This window comes from Pelagibius litoralis, from assembly GCF_011683915.1.
GTDB lineage: Bacteria > Pseudomonadota > Alphaproteobacteria > Kiloniellales > Kiloniellaceae > Pelagibius > Pelagibius litoralis.
The window spans coordinates 56,700-73,628 of record NZ_JAAQPH010000004.1 but is presented as its reverse complement, the minus strand read 5'-3'; the positions used below and the strand labels follow the sequence as shown (position 1 = coordinate 73,628).

At 64.7% G+C, this 16,929-nt stretch carries 16 protein-coding genes; 6 read left to right on the top strand and 10 right to left on the bottom strand.

Translation table 11 applies throughout. From position 1 onward, the window contains the following. Positions 1-5: 5 nt before the first annotated feature. The 3 genes from HBA54_RS06335 (at position 6) to HBA54_RS06325 (ending at position 2,403) form a co-directional block, all read left to right on the top strand. Positions 6-758, top strand: a complete 753-nt coding sequence (locus HBA54_RS06335) for an AzlC family ABC transporter permease (protein ID WP_167222558.1) — start codon at positions 6-8, stop codon at positions 756-758. Further along, the gene (locus HBA54_RS06330) at positions 751-1,110 is read left to right on the top strand and encodes an AzlD domain-containing protein (RefSeq protein WP_167222556.1); all 360 of its coding nucleotides are present in this window, start codon (positions 751-753) and stop codon (positions 1,108-1,110) included. Before HBA54_RS06335 ends, HBA54_RS06330 begins: the two co-directional genes overlap by 8 nt. 96 nt (positions 1,111-1,206) lie before the next feature. Then, complete coding sequence (locus HBA54_RS06325) at positions 1,207-2,403, top strand: JmjC domain-containing protein (protein ID WP_167222554.1); 1,197 nt, start codon at positions 1,207-1,209, stop codon at positions 2,401-2,403. A 45-nt stretch (positions 2,404-2,448) separates the two neighbouring features. On the opposite strand, the gene HBA54_RS06320 is transcribed toward HBA54_RS06325, so the two are convergent. From HBA54_RS06320 to HBA54_RS06295, 6 genes are all read right to left on the bottom strand, one after another. After that, complete coding sequence (locus HBA54_RS06320; protein WP_205944458.1) at positions 2,449-3,627, bottom strand: trans-sulfuration enzyme family protein; 1,179 nt, start codon at positions 3,625-3,627, stop codon at positions 2,449-2,451. Position 3,628: 1 nt separating this feature from the next. Further along, positions 3,629-5,617, bottom strand: coding sequence for a TRAP transporter permease (locus HBA54_RS06315; RefSeq protein ID WP_205944457.1), 1,989 nt, complete (start codon positions 5,615-5,617; stop codon positions 3,629-3,631). 79 nt (positions 5,618-5,696) lie between these two features. Beyond that, complete coding sequence (locus HBA54_RS06310) at positions 5,697-6,854, bottom strand: TAXI family TRAP transporter solute-binding subunit (RefSeq protein WP_205944456.1); 1,158 nt, start codon at positions 6,852-6,854, stop codon at positions 5,697-5,699. Positions 6,855-6,940: 86 nt separating this feature from the next. Next, positions 6,941-7,762 carry a putative hydro-lyase gene (locus HBA54_RS06305; protein WP_167222552.1) on the bottom strand — a complete coding sequence of 274 codons (822 nt, stop codon included), beginning with the start codon at positions 7,760-7,762 and terminating at the stop codon, positions 6,941-6,943. Beyond that, a complete protein-coding gene (locus HBA54_RS06300) occupies positions 7,759-8,952 on the bottom strand; it encodes a M24 family metallopeptidase (protein ID WP_167222550.1) in 1,194 nt (397 codons plus the stop codon). Before HBA54_RS06300 ends, HBA54_RS06305 begins: the two co-directional genes overlap by 4 nt. Next, entirely contained in the window at positions 8,939-9,751 is an 813-nt protein-coding gene (locus HBA54_RS06295; protein WP_167222548.1) for an IclR family transcriptional regulator, read from the bottom strand. The genes HBA54_RS06300 and HBA54_RS06295 overlap by 14 nt, the downstream gene beginning before the upstream one ends. A 202-nt stretch (positions 9,752-9,953) precedes the next feature. On the opposite strand from HBA54_RS06295, the gene HBA54_RS06290 reads away from it, so the two are divergent. Then, positions 9,954-10,424, top strand: coding sequence for an HIT family protein (locus HBA54_RS06290; protein WP_167222546.1), 471 nt, complete (start codon positions 9,954-9,956; stop codon positions 10,422-10,424). Positions 10,425-10,561: 137 nt separating this feature from the next. Here HBA54_RS06290 and HBA54_RS06285 read toward each other — a convergent pair whose 3' ends face one another. After that, positions 10,562-11,194 carry a LysE family translocator gene (locus HBA54_RS06285; protein ID WP_167222544.1) on the bottom strand — a complete coding sequence of 211 codons (633 nt, stop codon included), beginning with the start codon at positions 11,192-11,194 and terminating at the stop codon, positions 10,562-10,564. A gap of 131 nt (positions 11,195-11,325) precedes the next feature. On the opposite strand from HBA54_RS06285, the gene HBA54_RS06280 reads away from it, so the two are divergent. Both HBA54_RS06280 and HBA54_RS06275 read left to right on the top strand, forming a co-directional pair. Continuing rightward, positions 11,326-12,114: a class I SAM-dependent methyltransferase gene (locus tag HBA54_RS06280; protein WP_167222542.1), complete on the top strand. Its 789-nt coding sequence runs from the start codon at positions 11,326-11,328 to the stop codon at positions 12,112-12,114. Further along, positions 12,111-12,887: a class I SAM-dependent methyltransferase gene (locus HBA54_RS06275; RefSeq protein WP_167222540.1), complete on the top strand. Its 777-nt coding sequence runs from the start codon at positions 12,111-12,113 to the stop codon at positions 12,885-12,887. Before HBA54_RS06280 ends, HBA54_RS06275 begins: the two co-directional genes overlap by 4 nt. Positions 12,888-12,905: 18 nt before the next feature. Here HBA54_RS06275 and HBA54_RS06270 read toward each other — a convergent pair whose 3' ends face one another. From HBA54_RS06270 to HBA54_RS06260, 3 genes are all read right to left on the bottom strand, one after another. Then, positions 12,906-13,427, bottom strand: coding sequence for a methylated-DNA--[protein]-cysteine S-methyltransferase (locus tag HBA54_RS06270; RefSeq protein ID WP_167222538.1), 522 nt, complete (start codon positions 13,425-13,427; stop codon positions 12,906-12,908). Continuing rightward, complete coding sequence (locus HBA54_RS06265; protein ID WP_167222536.1) at positions 13,396-14,046, bottom strand: bifunctional transcriptional activator/DNA repair enzyme AdaA; 651 nt, start codon at positions 14,044-14,046, stop codon at positions 13,396-13,398. The genes HBA54_RS06270 and HBA54_RS06265 overlap by 32 nt, the downstream gene beginning before the upstream one ends. Before the next feature lie 96 nt (positions 14,047-14,142). Further along, positions 14,143-16,914 carry a cation-transporting P-type ATPase gene (locus HBA54_RS06260; RefSeq protein WP_322095986.1) on the bottom strand — a complete coding sequence of 924 codons (2,772 nt, stop codon included), beginning with the start codon at positions 16,912-16,914 and terminating at the stop codon, positions 14,143-14,145. Positions 16,915-16,929 lie beyond the last annotated feature (15 nt).

The window sequence follows — 16,929 nt, the reverse complement described above, 5'->3', positions numbered from 1 at the left end:
CCATCATGCCAAACAGCGACATAACAGGCGGGACTCTTGGGTCCGGCTACGCCTCGCCGCGCCACGCCGCCCTGAAAGGCCTGCAACATGCCCTGGGTGTTCCCGCCCTGGTGTTGGGCGCCTCCTATCTCGGCTTCGGCTCCCTGATCCACGGCGCCGGGCTGGATGTCTGGCACGGCCTGTTTTCGACCTTCACGGGCTGGGCGCTGCCCGGCCAGATCATCCTGGTCGAACTCTACAGCCTGGGGGCCTCGGTGCTGATCGTCGCCGCCGCCGTCGCCATGACCAATGCCCGCTTGCTGCCGATGACCGTGGCCCTGATGCCCTATCTGCGCGCGCCCGGCACGCCGCGCTGGCGCTATTACCTCTTCGCCCACTACATTGCGGTCACCGGCTGGGCCGCCGCCATGCGCCACTGCCCCGATCTGCCGGAACCCCAGCGCCTGCCCTACTTCGCCGGCTTTGCGGTCACCCTCTGGTCGATGACCCTGGTCACCACGGCGGTCGGCTTTTACCTGGCCGATCTGCTGCCGGGCTACATCACCCTGGGGCTGGTCTTTCTGAACCCGATCTACTTCATGCTGGTCTTCGTGGCCGACGCCAGGCACCGGGCGCGCATCTTGGCGCTCGCCTTCGGCGCCGTCTGCGGCCCGCTGCTGCACCTGGTTTCACCCGACTGGGGATTGCCGCTGACCGGTCTGCTCGCCGGATCGCTGGCCTTCTTCGGCGACCGGCTGTGGAGCCAGCGCAATGCTTGAGACAGGCTTGGCGGAAACAGCCTTCTGGCCCTATGCCCTGATGATCGTCGGGGCGCTGGTGACCTACTTCTGGCGGGCGCTGGGCGTGGCGCTGTCCGGGCGGATCGATGCCGGCAGCCCGCTTTTCGAGTGGGTCGCCTGTGTCGCCTATGCCCTGCTGGCCGGCCTGATCGCCCGCATGATCGTCCTGCCCAATGGCCCCCTGGCGGAAACCGCCAGCGCCGACCGCATCGCCGCCGCGGTGATCGCCCTGGCGATTTTCTTTCTGGCGCGGCGCAACGTCGGCCTGGGGGTCGCCGCCGGCGCCGGCGCCCTGGTGCTCATGACCCTGGGCCGCAGCTGGTTTTTCTAAACTGTTCCGGCTTGTACCCAGCGACACCGCCTTTTGAACAGACCGCTTCCTTGGTGTATCAAGACAGCACACCGCGGCGCGATATCTGAGGACCGCATGACCGATCTCTTCGACAGCTTTCTGGCCCCCCTCGATCAGGCAGCCTTCTTTGCCGAAACCCAGGGGAAGGGTCACCGGCATTTTCCCGGCAAATCGGCGCGGACAGCCGACATCATGACGCTGCAGCGGCTGAACGAGCTGATGTCCATGACCTCGGTCTGGACGCCGGAGACCATGAAGCTGTATCTCGATCTGCAGCCGGTCGCGCCGGCGGACTACTGCACCCGGGTCCCGACGATGCAGGGCGGCGGCGCCCTGCGCCCCGATCCGGACCTGGTGCAGAACTGGATCGCCAAGGGCGCCTCGGTCATCCTGAACGACATCGATGCCCTGTCGCCGGGTGTGCGCGCGCTGGCCAATGATCTGCAGACCGCCACCGGCGGGCGCAGCCAGGCGAACCTCTATTTCTCCATGCATCAGCACAAGGCCTTCGGCCCGCACTGCGACGTGCACGAGGTCTTCGCCCTGCACTGCGCCGGTGAGAAGATCTGGAACATCTACGAGGGCCGCGACGAGGCCCCGGTGAACCATCCGGACTTCAAGCCCTCCGACGCCGAGCGGGCGCGCCGCGCCGGCAAGGTGATCGATCAGGTGCACATGAAACCCGGCGACCTGCTCTACATTCCCCGCGGCGTCTATCACGACGCCCTGGCCTCGGCCAACGGCGCCATCCACATCGCCTTTGGCGTCACCCTGCCCAAGCCGCTCGACCTTTTGCCGATCATCTGGGACGCGGCGATCAAGAACCCCTGGATGCGCGCCGACCTGCCCCGCGACATGGCACCGGCGGAACTGAAAGACGCACTTGGCAAAATGGGCGAAGCCATCGCCGGGGCACTGTCTTCCGAAGGCGCCCGCAAGGTCGCCGCCGCCGCGTTGGAGAACTGGCCCTATGCCTTCAAGGGCTACGACCTGGCGCGCCTGGTCGACGCGGAGAGCGGCGAACAGACGCAGGACGACACCAGCTATGCAGTCAGCAAGCAGGTGAAGATCACCCGGCACAACGGCAAGCCCTATCTCTCCGACGGCAAGCAACAGGTCGAGGTTCCCGGCGACGTCGCCCGTCAGGTGGATTTCATCATGGGATGCGAGCGCTTTACCGAAGCAAGCCTGCGCGCGGCGTTCCCGGAGATGAGCGATGCCGCGGTGACCGAGCTGCTGCGCAACATGAAATCCATGCGCGCCATCGCCTGAACGCAAGGGCCGGAGATTCAGACGATCGGGTTTTCGGGCGCTCGGCTACGCCAGAACAGTCTCGATGTCGCAGAGCAGATCCTCGTAGGATTCCAGCCCGGCGGAGATCCGAATGATCTTTCGTCCGGCATAGGTCCGATTCACGCTGCGCTCGCTGTCCAGCACGACCGGCGCCAGGACGCTGTGGGTGCCGCCCCAGGAAGCGCCCAGGTGAAACACCGTCAACGACTTGAACCGTTCGGCAAAGCGGGCTTTCTCCTCGTCCGCCAGTACCAGACTGAAAAGCCCGCTGGCACCCTGAAACTGACTTTGCCACAACGCGTGATGGGGCGAGTCCGGCAGGGCCGGATGCAGCACCTCCGCCACACAGCTTTTTTCACCCAGCCGCTTTGCCAGTTCCAGCGCTGTCCGCCCGACTCGCTCCAAGCGGACGGCGGCGGTTTCAATGCCGCGCAGCGCCAGGAAGCAATCGTCGGGCGACACCCCGACCCCGAGAGACTTGACGGCGTCATGAACGGCTCGGGCAAGCGCCTCGTTTCGCACCGAGATCGACCCCAGCAGAACATCGGAATGGCCGGAGAGATATTTGGTCACCGCCTCGACGACGATGTCCGCGCCGAGCGCCAGCGGCCTGCAGAGGACCGGCGAGGCCCAGGAGTTGTCGCAACCCACCAGGGCCCCGCGCGCGGCGGCCCGGCCGGCGATGTTCCGGATGTCCGGTATCTCCATGGTCGTCGAGCCCGGTGCCTCGATCCAGACCAGCCGGACCGCAGCACCGTCGAACTGCGCATCGTCGAAAGCGAGCGGATCGTAGTAGCGCACGCCAACACCGAGCTTGGCGAGTGTCGTTGCCGCAAAGCGCCGAACCGGCGGGTAGACGTTGTCCGGCAACAGGACGACGTCGCCGGTCTTCACCACCGCCAGAATGACGACCGTGACCGCCATCAGTCCCGAGGGAGTCAGGAAGGTATCCTCAGCCCCCTCCAGTTCGGTCAGTTTGTTCTGCAGCGTTCGGGTGGTCGGCGTTCCGGCCAGACCATAACTGTAAGATGAGCGAGGCCGCTGGCCGCGCTCGCTGAAGGACTTGTAGTCGGGAAAGGTGATGGTGGAGCCGCGGTAGGTCGGCACCGACAGGCTGTCGAATCCCTTCGCGGCCTGCGCGACGGTTCGCACAACCTCGGTCATCCCCAGCTTGCGCGCGGGCTTGTTGCTGTTTTCGGTCATGTCATGCGGTCCTCGGGCTGCGGGCGATCCATGCCAGTGCCAGGGCGAGGCCGAACAACACGGCGCCGCCGCCCAGCAGTGCGCTGTGGGAAAGCCCCAGGGTGGCGTTGCCGGGCAGGGCGAGCGCAATGCCCGAAAGGATGAGCAGTATCCGACAGGCCAGGCTTACCAGCCTGCCGCCGGAAATGACCCCGAAGCCGAGCAGATAGCCCTGCAGGCCGCCGGCAATCAGCACAATGCCGGCAAAGGCCGAGAGGACGACCATGAGAACCTCCTCTGCCGGTCCGCGGCCGATGAGGGCCGGATTCAGGACGAAGAAGAACGGCAGGAAATAGATGATCGAGCCCAACCGCATCGCCTGGAGACCCGTCTTCATCGGATCGGACCTGGCAATCGACGCCGCCGCGAAGGCGCCCAGGGATACCGGCGGGGTGATGAAGGACACCATGCCCCAGTAGAGCATGAAGAGATGCACCGCCATGAGATCCAGCCCCGACGTGGTCAGCGCCGGCGCCAGCGTTACAGCCAGGAAGATGTAGGCCGCGGTGACCGTCATGCCCATGCCCAGGATGAAGCTGGTAACCGCCCCGGTGACCAGCAGCAGGAAGATATTGTCGCCGGCGAAGGCGACCAGTTCATAGGCGATGCTGCCGACCTTGCCCGAGAGTGTGAGCGCGCCGATGATGAGCCCGACGCCGGCAAGCAGCGCGGCGAGTTCGGCAAGCATGGTGCCGACCGCTTGGACAAAGCGGATCAGCTTTGCGCGATCCCAGCGGTGCCTGGGCGAGATCTGGTTGATGACGATGAGCAGCAGCGAGGCATAGAACGGCGCCTGCGCTTCGCGCTGCAGATAGAGCAGCATGAACACCAGCAGCGCAAAAACCGCGATGAAGTACCAGCCCTCCTTCATCACGGTTCTCACCGAAGGCAGCTCTTCCGCCGGCAGCCCCTTGATGCCGTGACGCGCCGCATAGGCATCGATCTGCAGAAACAACCCGGCATAATAAAGCAGCGAGGGAATCGCCGCCGCCAGCACGATCTCCGAATAGGGCATCTCTATGAAGGTCGCCATGACAAAGGCCGTCGCGCCCATCACCGGGGGCATGAGGACACCGCCGGTGGAGGCGCAGGCCTCGACCCCGCCCGCGTAGGCCGGCTTGAAGCCCACCCGTTTCATCGCCGGGATCGACATGACACCGGTGGTCAGGACATTGGTGATGACCGAACCGCTCATGGAGCCCATGAGGCCGGAGGAGAAGATCGCCACCTTGCCGGGCCCGCCGCGGTGGGTGCCGAGCAGCGCGAAGGCAAGGTTCAGGAAAAAGGCGCCGCCGCCGGTATACTGCAGCGCGACGCCGAAGATCAGAAAGCCGATCACCAGGGTCGCGAAGGCATTCATCGGCACGCCCAGGATGCTCTCGCTGCCGAAGATATGATAGCCGGCGGTGATGTCGAAGGCGGTGGACTGCGCCCGCAGAAGCCCCGGCGCCCAGTCCGCATAGAACGGATAGAGCGAGATGACCGCGCAGATCACAAAGATGGTCATGCCCGCCGAGCGGCGCAGCGCTTCGAGCACCAGCGCCCACATGACATAGGAGAGAACCTTGGCGTAGGGCGGCGCGGTGTATTCCCAACCCTCGTTCAACATCGCATCGCTGACGACGGCGAAGGTGATGGGAATGCCGAAGGCCGCCGCCGCCAGCAGGCCGTCATAGAAAGGAACGGCGCCGCTGCGCCGTTGCCCCGAGACGGTATTGATCAGGAAGACGAGCGGCAGCAGCAGCCCGATGAGGCAGTAAAGGTACTCGGTCTCCAGCGGAACATAGAGACCCAGGGCGTGGCCCAGGCCGAACATGATCCAGACCGCGATGGTGACCGAGAGGGCCGATGCGATCGCAATCCAGGCCCGCACCGGCCCGGACAGCCCCGCCGTCAGCCCGCGCTCGCCCGTGTCGTCAGGTCCGGCGGTCATCCCTGTGCTTTCAGCCATATGTCGCGCTCACCGAACCGGCAGGAAGGGCGGGGTCCGAAACGAGGCCCCGCCTCCCTGGCGATCCGGCGAAACCTCTCTAGCGGAAGATAACCGGGAGGCCGGCAGCCTCCAGGGCAGCGGCGCGAACCTTCATCCACTCCGCTTCGAACGCTTCGCCCTGCAGATCCCGCTTCAGCATCGCCTGCCAGGCCTCCGCGAGCACGTCCTGACGCTTCAGCAGACCATCATTGGCCGCCTGATCGGCCTCGGTCCAGGTGCCCTTTTCCTTGTAGTAGGCGATGGCCGAGGGGTGATAGGGAAAGATGTAGCTCAGAAACTGGCGGTCGAGCGCATAGCCGCTCATGCTGGGCCCGGCGTCCTTGATGCCGTCGAAGTTCTCCATGATCGCCTTGGTCAGGCCGTAAGCCAGGGTATCGGGCGCCGCCGCCGTGGCGACGAACAGCGGATAGGGATAATTCATCCCTTCATAGGGCCCGTCGACATTGGCGCCTTTCACGAAGGCTTCCACCCGCGAGGGCGCGAACCAGGGAGCGACGGCCTGGGCGCGGGTCCAGGCCGCCTTGTCGTCGTGGGGAAGCTGCGGAAAATAGAGCCCGCGCGGCGACGCGGCGAGCCGGTTGAGCGGACCGGAGAGCGTGCTGGCCCAGGCCGCGTCGGCCTGGCCGTTCAACACCGCCTCCATCGACTGTTTCCAACCCGGCACTTCGACTTTTTCAACGTCGTCCCAGGTCAATCCGCCGAAGGCCAGCAAGGCAGCCATGTTGGTGTTGTTGGCGGGGGAGGCCTTCAGCCAGGTAATGCGCTTGCCCTTCAGGTCCGCGACCTCCCTGACGCCGGCATCGGCGGCTATCGCCGCGGTCTGGCCGTTGTTCCCGACGTTGTTGAAAAGGCTGTAGAGCCTTTGCGGCCCCCACCTTTTGTCGGCGAACATCAACACCCCTTCCTGGGCGAAGTAGGAAGCAATACCGCAGGCGCAGATGTGGGACTGGCCGCCCTTCAGCGGAACCATCCGGGCGACGTCGTTTTCGCCGGGAATGATGCGCAGGTTGGAATCGTACTTGCTCTTCAGCATCTGCCCGATACCGACGGACTGGGCATAGCCGGAGGACGTCGTTCCGAAGGCGGTCCAGGAGATGCCCCGGGGCAGTTCCACATTCGCCGCCTGGGCGGTGCCCGCGAGCAGGAGCATCAAAGACGACAGAGCCCCCCGGCGGATCGATTTCATCGTTTTCATGGTCGTTTTTCTCCCTGTTGTCATTGGCGGGGCCTTTGCGCCCCGTTCGTTCCCCGGGCCGCAACCCGGCACCCGATGCCTTGGCCCTAACCTTTGCGTTGATCGTCGATGCGCCAGTCGGTCACGAACATGTGGCCGGGGGCATGGGTGATCATTTCCGGTATGCCCGCCGCCAGGGCGACGGCTTGCGGGGTGACGCCGCAGGCCCAGTAAACCGGCACATCGTCCGGCGACGGCGGATTGAATTTTCCCCACTTCACCTGCGCCAGATCGGCGATCCCTATCTCGGCGGGATCGCCGATATGCAGCGGTGCGCCATGGGCGATCGGATAGCGCGACGACAGCTCCACCGTTCGCACGACATCCTTGGCGGGGATCGGGCGCATGGTCACCGCGACAGGGCCGCGGAAGATCCCGGCCGGCTCGCACTGTATGTTCGACTCATAGACCGATATCCGGCCGCCGGCGCTTTCAAGGTGGCGCTGCGGAATGCCGTTGCGCAGAAGGATCTCGTCGAAGGAATTGCTGCAGCCCAGCAGGAAAGCGACATGATCGTCCCGCCAAAGGTTTTCGATGGATCGGACCTCGTCGACCAGTTGCCCATCGCGATAGACCCGGTAGGCCGGCAGGTCGGTGCGAAGGTCCGCACCGGGGGCCGCGCGCCGCGGTTCGGCCCTGCCCGGGTCGGTTATGTCGATCAAGGGGCAGGGCTTGGGGTTGCGAACGCAAAACCGCAGAAAATCGAAGGCATGGCTTTCCGGCAGTATGGCCAGGTTGGCCTGCACAAACCCGCGGGCAAAACCATGGGTGGCCGAAGACAGCTCGCCGCTGCGGGCGGCAGCCCTGACATCACCAGGCAAAGTCTGCTGAAGCGCGTGCCTTGTGTCCGGGGCAGGTGATGCCGTCATGACAGGATCCGCAGCTTCCCGTCGGTGCCCATCAGGCTCTGGATGCCGTCGGCGCGCACCACGACCATGTTTTCCACCTGCAGCCCGCCGAAACCGAGTTCGTAGTACGGGGTCTCGACACAGAGAACCATGCCTTCTTCGATAATATCGGCGCTGCCCGGAGACAGGCTGGGCAGGTCGTAACCATCGAGGCCGATGCCGTGCCCGACGTGAGAGCGCTGATAGTGGGGAATACCCTCCTGGCGTACCGTTTCCACGACCGCGTCGAAGATCTCGGCGGCGCGGGCGCCGGGCCGCAAAAGCTCAAGCCCCCTTTCGACGCCTTTGTAGAGCGCGTTATGATAGGTCCTGATCTTCTGCGTCGGCGTGCCGAGCACGGCGATCCGGGCAATGTCGGCGCGGTAGTGCTTGTAGCGGCCCCCGACATCGAAACGGATGATGTCGCCGTCTTTCAGTTTCCGCTCGCCGGGCTGAACATTGGGCATTGCCGAACGGGGGCCCGTGCCGATGCAGTAGAGAACCGGCAGGCCGCCCTGACGCACGGTCTCCAGATTGAACTCGAGACCCATTTCCGCTTCGCTGACACCCGGGGCGGCAATCCGCAGCGCCGCCTCGATCGAGGCTTCGGCGATCGCCGCGGCTTTGCCCAGCCGCGCAATCTCTTCTTCGGTTTTCACCGCCCGCACCTGGCGGAAGACCTGAAAGGCCGGCAGCACGGTCGCGTCCTCCGACCACTCCGGAGAGAAGGCGTCCAGCGCCGGCGCCAGACCGCCTTCATCGACGCCGATGCGCGCCTTGCCCAGGCCCATCTCGGTCAGGGCGGCGGCTAGGCTGACGTTTGCGTTGCCGTCGTCGGGCAGGCCATAGAGATCCGCCTGCCGGCGGTCCGCCGCGCTCAACTCGGCATCGCCGTCCACCGCCACGAAGAAGGCGCCGAACTTGGACACGTCCTCGACATTGACCTCCTGATCGGCAAGCAGATCGAGCAGACCGGCGCTGGCAACGATCCGCGGCGCGCCGCGGCCCCGGGCCGGCCAGATCACATAGGTCTGGGGTCCGCGCCGGATCCACTGCGAAAGCGCCCAGTAGCCGCTGGAATAGGTCACGTTCTCGGGCGAGGTCGCAACGATGGCGTCGAGGCCGTTCCTTTCCATCGTCGCGTAGAGCCGCTCAGCGTTAAGCAACGTCATTGTCGGCCACCTCGATGAGCTGGATCTTGTTGAGGCAGTCTTCCGGGCATCCGAGCCGCCGCGAGATCTCCGCCGCGCTGGTCATGATCCTGTTGATCGCATCGGCCAGGGGAATCTTGGGCTGAAGGCTGGGGACATAGGCGATGCTGATTGCCGCGATAGAGCGCCCGCTCGCGTTCTTCACGCTGGCGCCGGTCGACACCACGCCGACCAGGTTCTCTTCCAGGGAGGTGGCGTAACCCTGCTCACGCACCGCCGCCAGCTCGGCGATCACCTTGTCCGGGTCGGTCATGGTCCGCTCCGTCAATGCCGCCAGCGGCCCGGCGCCGAGCAGCGAGCGCGCACGGGCATCGCTCTCATCGGCCAGCATCGCCTTGCCCATCGCCGTCGCGTGAAACGCCGCCTCGGTTCCCGGGGCGCTGCGAATGGAGATCGGCCCGTTGCTCTGGAGCGCCAGGATATAAACCAGACGGTCGCCGGAGATGACCGCGAGGAAGGCATTCACCTCCATTTCGCGGGTCAGGTGCGCCAGCACCGGCATGGAGGCGGCGATCAGGTTGTCGTCGCTCAGCATGGAGGAACCCAGGGACAGGGCGCGGTAGCCCAGGCGATACTTCCTGGTGTCCGCGTCCTTGGTCACGAAGTGGCTTTCGTCCAGCGTCGTTACCAGACGCTGAACGATGGCCGGGCTGAGCTGAAGGCGCCTGGCCATCTCCCGAATGCCCAGGGGGCCGGCTTCGGCCTCCAGGAGTTCGAGGATGGAAAGACCGCGTTCCAGAGACTGGCTGGTGTTGGCCAAAAAATTGTTCCTATAATTGATACAGTGTTCTTATATTTGATATTCTGATTTTTCCATCCGAATTGTCAACGCCCTTTTTTGGCCGCCACCGATGGGCGCAGGCAGCACCGTCGACTCAAAGGCGGAGATCCAATGTGCTATGAAGGGCGGACATCATCGCGCGCTACAGAAACTTTCCGTCACTCAGGAAAGGAAAGCATCGATGCCCGAAAGCGACTGTCCGATGTGCCGCGGTGCCGCCGCGGACGACGAGCTTGAACGCACCCGGGTCTGGGAAGATGCGTACTGGCGGCTGACCGTCAGCCTGGCGACCATAGTGCCGGGCTTTGCCTATCTTGAGCCGAAACGCCACATCGCCTTTATCACCGAGTTGGATGGGGAAGAGGCGCGAACATTCGGGACGGTCCTGGCAGCCAGCACCCGCAGGCTGAAGGAGGCGACAGACGCGGACATCGTCTACATCTACATCTTCGGTGACGGCGTTCCGCACCTACACCTTCATCTCGCGCCACACCGCGCCGGCGACGCCCTCAACGATCAGATGATCCGCGGTGAGATCACCGAGGAAAAAATGCCGAACGGAATGACCCGGATCGTCAGTCTCGACTTTCCGCCGATACCGCGCGAACGTCTCTTGGAGATCGCCGCGCGTGTACGCGAAGGGCTGAGATAAAAAAAGTTTGCGCCCTAGATTCTTTCACTTTTTGACGGCACCAGCCCGCACCCCCTCCCGGCCACCCAACGCCAGTATCCTATGGGTGGCCGGGAGGGGGTGCGGGCTAGAACCGATTCGACATAAGTCGAAAATGCCTAAGAGCGCATTTCCCTCACGCCATCGAGAATCAATTTGCCGCCGGCCGCGCCGAACAGGGCCCCGAAGGTGCCCTCGACAAGCCGGGAAAAGCGGCCATAGGCGCGCAGGGCAATACCGGTGGAGAAAAGCAGCGCATAGGTTCCGTAGATGATCATGGCGGAAGCCGAAGCGCCCAGGCCGACGGCGAGAAACTGCAGCGTCGAAAGGCCCGATGACACCAGGAACATAGAGACTGCCACCCACATGAGAGCGGCTTTGGGATTGGTCATGACAACCAGAAACCCGCGTCCATAGGCGGCGGCCCCCGCAACCTCGGAACGCCCGGCCGCCGCAGCGTCGCCAGAGCCGACGACCGCTGCGCGCAGCGCCCTGAGGCCGAGATAGAGAAGATAGCCACCGCCGAGAAGGCGCATCGCCATGACGGTCTGCGGAAAGGCCTGGAGAACCGCCCCGATCCCGAGTGCGAAAAGAATCGCCCAGATGAAAACCCCGGAGGCGATCCCCGCCGCCGTTGCGACGCCGTGAAAACGGCCCGACCCCAGCGAGGCGGCCGCCACCGCCATCATGTTCGGGCCCGGCGCGGCCTGCGCGAACACGATCCCCAGAAAAACGGTGACAACCTCGATCATGCTATTCTCTGCTCCATCCGCGCGGCAGGCAAGGTCTATCCGGAAATCGCGGAGCACGCAAACCGGCGCACTTTTCCACCAGGCCCTGTATCTGTATGAGAGGTGGTACTTACCCCGGTGAACAGGAACCGATGAGCCCGTCAGACGACACCCCAGAGAACATCTCAGACGACATCTACGATCCCGGCTTCGTCAAAGACGTTTTCGATCGTTGTTCGGAGCGCTACATCGCCTTCAGCTATTTCTGCTCCCTGGGGTTTACCGAGCGCTGGCGCAGGCAATGTGTCGGCGCGATGCCGGCCCCTGACGATCAGGCGCCGGAAGGCTATGACCTGATGGCCGGAACCGGTGAGGTATGGCCGCATCTGCTGAAACGCTTCCCGGGAACGCGCGCCATTACAGCCGTCGACATTTCATCGGGCATGCACCGACGCGCCCTCGAGCGCCTGCACGCCCACCGTGCCCATAAGATCGATTTCATCGAGGACGATGTCCTTGCCAGTGCGCTGCCCGACGAGAGCGCGGCCTTCGTCATCTCGACCTTCGGCTTGAAGACCTTCAACCCGGCGCAACACGCGCGGCTGGCCCGCCTTGTCGCGCGGGCACTGAAACCCGGCGGCGTCTTTTCGATGATCGAAGCCTCCGACCCGAAAGGCTGGCTGCTGCGCCCGCTCTACCTGTTTCACTTGAAAACGATTCTGCCGCTGGTCGAGCGGGTTCTCCTCCGCGGCGCACAGGACTTCGCGATGATCGGCATCTACAGCACCAATTTCGGCGATGCTTCGGCCTTTTCCGAGATGCTGCGGTCCGAGGGTCTGGAGGTGGAGTTCAAGCGCTACTTCTTCGGCTGCGCGACCGGTGTCGTCGGCCGAAAGCCCGGCGGGATTGAGGTTCATACAACAAGAGGCCGATCGTCGTGACAGAACGCATAGGCGTTTCTTTCGAAACCAGTGAGGTTGTCGACCTCTACCCCCACCGACCAGCCTATCCCGATGAACTGTTCGAGGCGCTTGTCCGGCTGGCGCCTGCACAAGGAGCCCTGCTTGATCTGGGTTGCGGTCACGGAAAGATTGCGCGTCCGCTCGCCCGTCGCTTCGACCATGTGACCGCCATTGATCCGTCCGCTCGCATGATCGCACTCGGGCGATCCCTTCCCAACGGTGCTGCGCCCAACATCGCGTGGATAGAGGGGCTGGCCGAAGAGACGGCCTTTCCCGGCGAGACCTACGACCTCGTCGTGGCTGCGCTCAGCATTCACTGGATGGATCACGACCGGCTTTTCCCCCGGCTCAAGCGGCATGTTCGGCCAGACCATATCTTCGCCGTTATCTCAGGCGATCAAGCTTTCGATCCTCCCTGGCAGAAGGACTGGCAGGCGTTTCTCGCCAGATGGGTGCCGAAGATCACCGGAGAACCCTTGGAGAAGAAACGCCACCGTTCTTACCGGGACGGCTATAGACGCTATGTCGATGTCATCGGCGAGCGGGATCTGTTGTCCGATCCAATCAGCCAGAGTCTCGATGACTTCGTGAAATGCCAGCACTCCCGCGATACCTTCGCATACTCGAAACTCGGCGACCGCGCGCCGGCATTCGATTCTGAACTCAGGGGCATCCTTCAGGCCCATGCCGTTGACGGCGCGCTGACCTTCCGCGTCAAGACAACCTTGTCCTGGGGCACCATTGCCGGATAACGCGGCAGGACAATCTCCTTAAACACTATGCGCCGCTGGCGCTTTGGCATGCCAACCCTGTTCGTGGTCGAGCAGGAAGCGCTTGGTCGGAACACCGCCGCCGAAGCCGGTCAGCGATTTGTTCGACCCGATCACCCGGTGGCAGGGCACGATGATCGGCAGCGGGTTGGCGCCGTTGGCCGCCCCCACCGCACGGCTTGCCGTCGGCCGCCCGATCCGGCGCGCCAGGTCGCCGTAGGTCACGGTCGCACCATAGGGAATGCGGCGCAGGGCGGCCCAGACGCTCTTCTGGAAGTCCGTGCCCAGGAATTCCAGGGGCAGGTCGAAGACCGTCAAGGCCCCGGCAAAGTAGGCGTCCAGTTGGGCCCGCGCCTCACCGAACAGAGAGTCCTCGCGCCGCCAGTCCACCGCCGGGGTTACGGTGCGGCTGCCCGAGGGGAAACTGAGGAGACAAAGCCGCGCGGCGCTGCCCGCCAGCAGAAGCGGCCCGACCGGCGTCTCGTGATAGCTATAGGCAAGGGTTGGAAACTTCGACGGCATCCGGGCGTCTCTCATTCTCTCTGGCATCGTTTCTGGGCCCGGCATTGTTGCTGGGCAATGTGAATCCCTTACGGCGCAGGCTGGACGGCGCGCGGCCGTAGAGATCCGCGAAGGTGGCATTGAAGCGCCGGAGGCTGCCGAAGCCGGACCGCCGCGCAATCTCGGCGATCGGCAGGTCGGTTTCGTTCAACAGGCGCTTGGCGCGCTGGATGCGAAGGGTCTTGGCGGTCTGGACCGGGCTGGCGCCGACATGGCGGCGGAAGAGCCGGGCGAGATGGCGCCCGGTGATGCCAAGCCGCGCGGCCAGCTGCTCAACGCTGTCGCCGTCCAGCGCCCCCGCCTCGATCATCTTCAGCGCCCGCTCGACGGTGGTCTTCGTTCCCTTCCAGGCCGGGCAGAAGGGCGCGGTTTCCGGGCGGCACCTCAGGCAGGGCCGATAGCCGGCCCGCTCCGCCGCCGCAGCGCTGGGATAGAAGGTCACATTCCTGGTCAGCGGCTGCTTCACCGGGCAGACCGGCCGGCAGTAGATCCTGGTCGTCCGCACCGCGATGAAAAACACACCGTCGTAGCCGGCGTCACGCCGCAGCCGCGCTGCATTGCAGGTTTCGAAATCCAACATCGTTCTGTTTTAGCGCGCGATCGCCGCGCGCGCGAGGGCCTGACGATGATCAGGTCCGAATCCGGCCAGCCGCGGCAGCGGGCTCTGGCGCGCTTCTCAGGGCCGCTTCCGGCGGGCTGCGATGACCCCGTGGAGCCGTTTCTCGGCCTCAAGGACGAGCAGAACCGCGACACCGACCGCGACGATCTGCAGGCCCTGGACCAGGCTGAGCGGGCGCGCGTCGAAGAGCACCGTCATGAAAGGGGCATAGGTGAACAGGAATTGCAGGCCGATCACCGCCCCGACGGCGATCAGCACCGCCCGGGTACCGAGCACGCCGCGCCAGGTGATCGACGGCGCCTTCAGATAGCGGACGCTGAAGAGGTAGAAGATCTCCAGGACCACCAGGGTGTTGACCACGACGGTGCGCGCCTCCTCGACGCTGGCGCCTTGCGACTGCGCGAAGACGAACTTGCCGAAGATCGCCGCCATGAAAAGAACCGACACGAAGACCGTCCGCCAGATCAGGAATCCGGAGAGCAGCGCTTCCTCGGCAGCGCGTGGCGGGCGGCGCATGACATCGGGCTCACTCGGCTCAAAGGCCAGCGCCAGGGCCAGGGTCACCGCCGTGACCATATTGACCCAGAGAATCTGAACCGCCGTGATCGGTAGGGTAAAGCCGAGCAGGATCGCCGTGATGAGGACCAGCGCCTCCCCGCCGTTGGTCGGCAGGATGAACAGAATGGCCTTCTTCAAATTGTCGTAGACGGTGCGGCCGGTGCGCACCGCTTCGGCAATGGCGGCAAAGTTGTCGTCCGCCAACACCATTTCCGCGGCTTCCTTCGCGGCCTCGCTACCTTTCTGCCCCATGGCGATACCGACATCGGCGCGTTTCAGCGCCGGGGCGTCGTTGACGCCGTCGCCGGTCATCGCGACGACAGCGCCCTGCGCCTGCAAGGCCTCGACCAGCCTTAACTTGTGCGCCGGGCTGGTGCGCGCGAAGACGGCGGTGTCCTGCACGCGACGCCTCAGGGCTTCGTCGTCCAGCGTATCGAGATCGCGGCCGGTGAGAACCACCTCCGGATTCTCAAGACCGAGCCGGCGGGCCACCGCCATGGCGGTGCCGGGATGGTCGCCGGTGATCATCTTCACGTGGATGCCGGCTGCCTGACAGTCGGCGACGGCGGCAATCGCTTCCTCGCGCGGCGGATCGATCAGACCGAAGAGACCAAGAAAAGTCAGCCCGCTTTCGACATCGTCGAACATGAGGCTCATATGGGTTGACTCGGTCGGCCGCATCGCGACGGCGAGCACGCGCTGGCCGCGCGATGCGATCTCCTCGGACTGCGCCTGCCAGTAATCCGGATCGAGAGCCACATCGTCATCGAACCCGCGCTGCCGGGCGCACATTTCGAGAATGCGCTCCGGCGCGCCCTTGACGAAGATCCGGCCCTGACCCGCGTGGTCGTGGTGCAGGCTGGCCATGAAGCGGTGCTCCGAGTCGAAAGGAATGGCATCGGTCCGCGGCCAGCAGCGCCGCTCGAACGCCGGATCGACCCCCGCCTTGCAGGCAGCCACAAGCAGCGCGCCCTCCATCGGATCGCCTTCGATAAGCCAGCGGCCGTCGACCTCGTGAAGATCGGCATCGCTGCACAGCAGCGCCGCCTGGCTTGTCTCGGCGAGCAGCGGGTAGTTCCGGATTTCGATGCCCTGCCCGTCCAACGAAAAGCCGCCCTGCGGGGCATAGCCGACACCGCTGACCGCGAACAGGCGCCTAGCCGTTGCAATCGAGGCGACGGTCATTTCATTGCGCGTCAGGGTTCCCGTTTTATCGGAGCAGATGACGGAAACCGATCCCAGGGTCTCAATCGCCGGGAGGCGGCGGACGATGGCGTTACGGCGCGCCATATCCTGCACGCCGATGGCCAGCGTGATGGTCAGGATGGCCGGCAGGCCCTCCGGGATGGCGGCGACCGACAGGCCGACAACCGCCATAAAGATCTCCGAAAAACCGTAACCGCGCACCAGCAGGCCGAAGGCCAGAACGAAGGCGGCAAGGCCGAGGATCGTGACGGTCAGCCACTTGGCGAAGATGCCCATCTGGCGCAGCAGCGGGGTCTGCAGCGTCGTGACCTCGGACAGCATGCCGCTGATACGGCCGATCTCGGTCTTGGCGCCGGTGGCGACGACCACGCCGCTTCCCTGGCCATAGGTCACCAGCGTGCCGCTGAAGGCCATCGAGGTCCGGTCGCCCAGTGGCACGCCATCGCCAACCGGCGAAGTGTTTTTGTTGACGGCAACCGATTCACCCGTCAGCACCGCCTCATCAACCTTCAGTCCCCTGATATCGAAGAGCCTGAGGTCGGCGGGCACCCGGTCGCCCGCTTCCAACAGCACGATGTCGCCCGGCACGACCGCGTCACCGGGTATGGTTTCTCTATGACCGCCGCGGATGACGCTGGCCTTGGGCGCCAGCATGTCGCGGATGGCTTCCAGGGCCTTCTCCGCCTTGCCCTCCTGCAGAAAGCCGATGACCGCGTTCACCAGAACAACGGCAAGAATGACCTGGGCGTCGATCCAATGGTCCAACAGGGCGGTAATGACCGCAGCCGCAAGCAGCACATAGATCAGGACGTCGTTGAACTGGGACAAAAACCGCAGAGCCGGGCCGCGCCGTTTCGGCGGCGGCAAGCGGTTGGCGCCAAAGCGCGTCAGACGTTCCTCTGCCTCCCCGTCGGTCAGGCCGCTGCGGCTGCTGTCCTGAGCCGCCAGGACTTCGTCGAGCGAGATCGCGTGCCAGGACGGCGCGCCGGCCGGTGCCGGTAATTCTGGCGGTGGCGCGTGTTTCTTGGACGTTGCTACTGAGATCTCATGATTGTCATGCACCACTCAGCATCGCCAAAC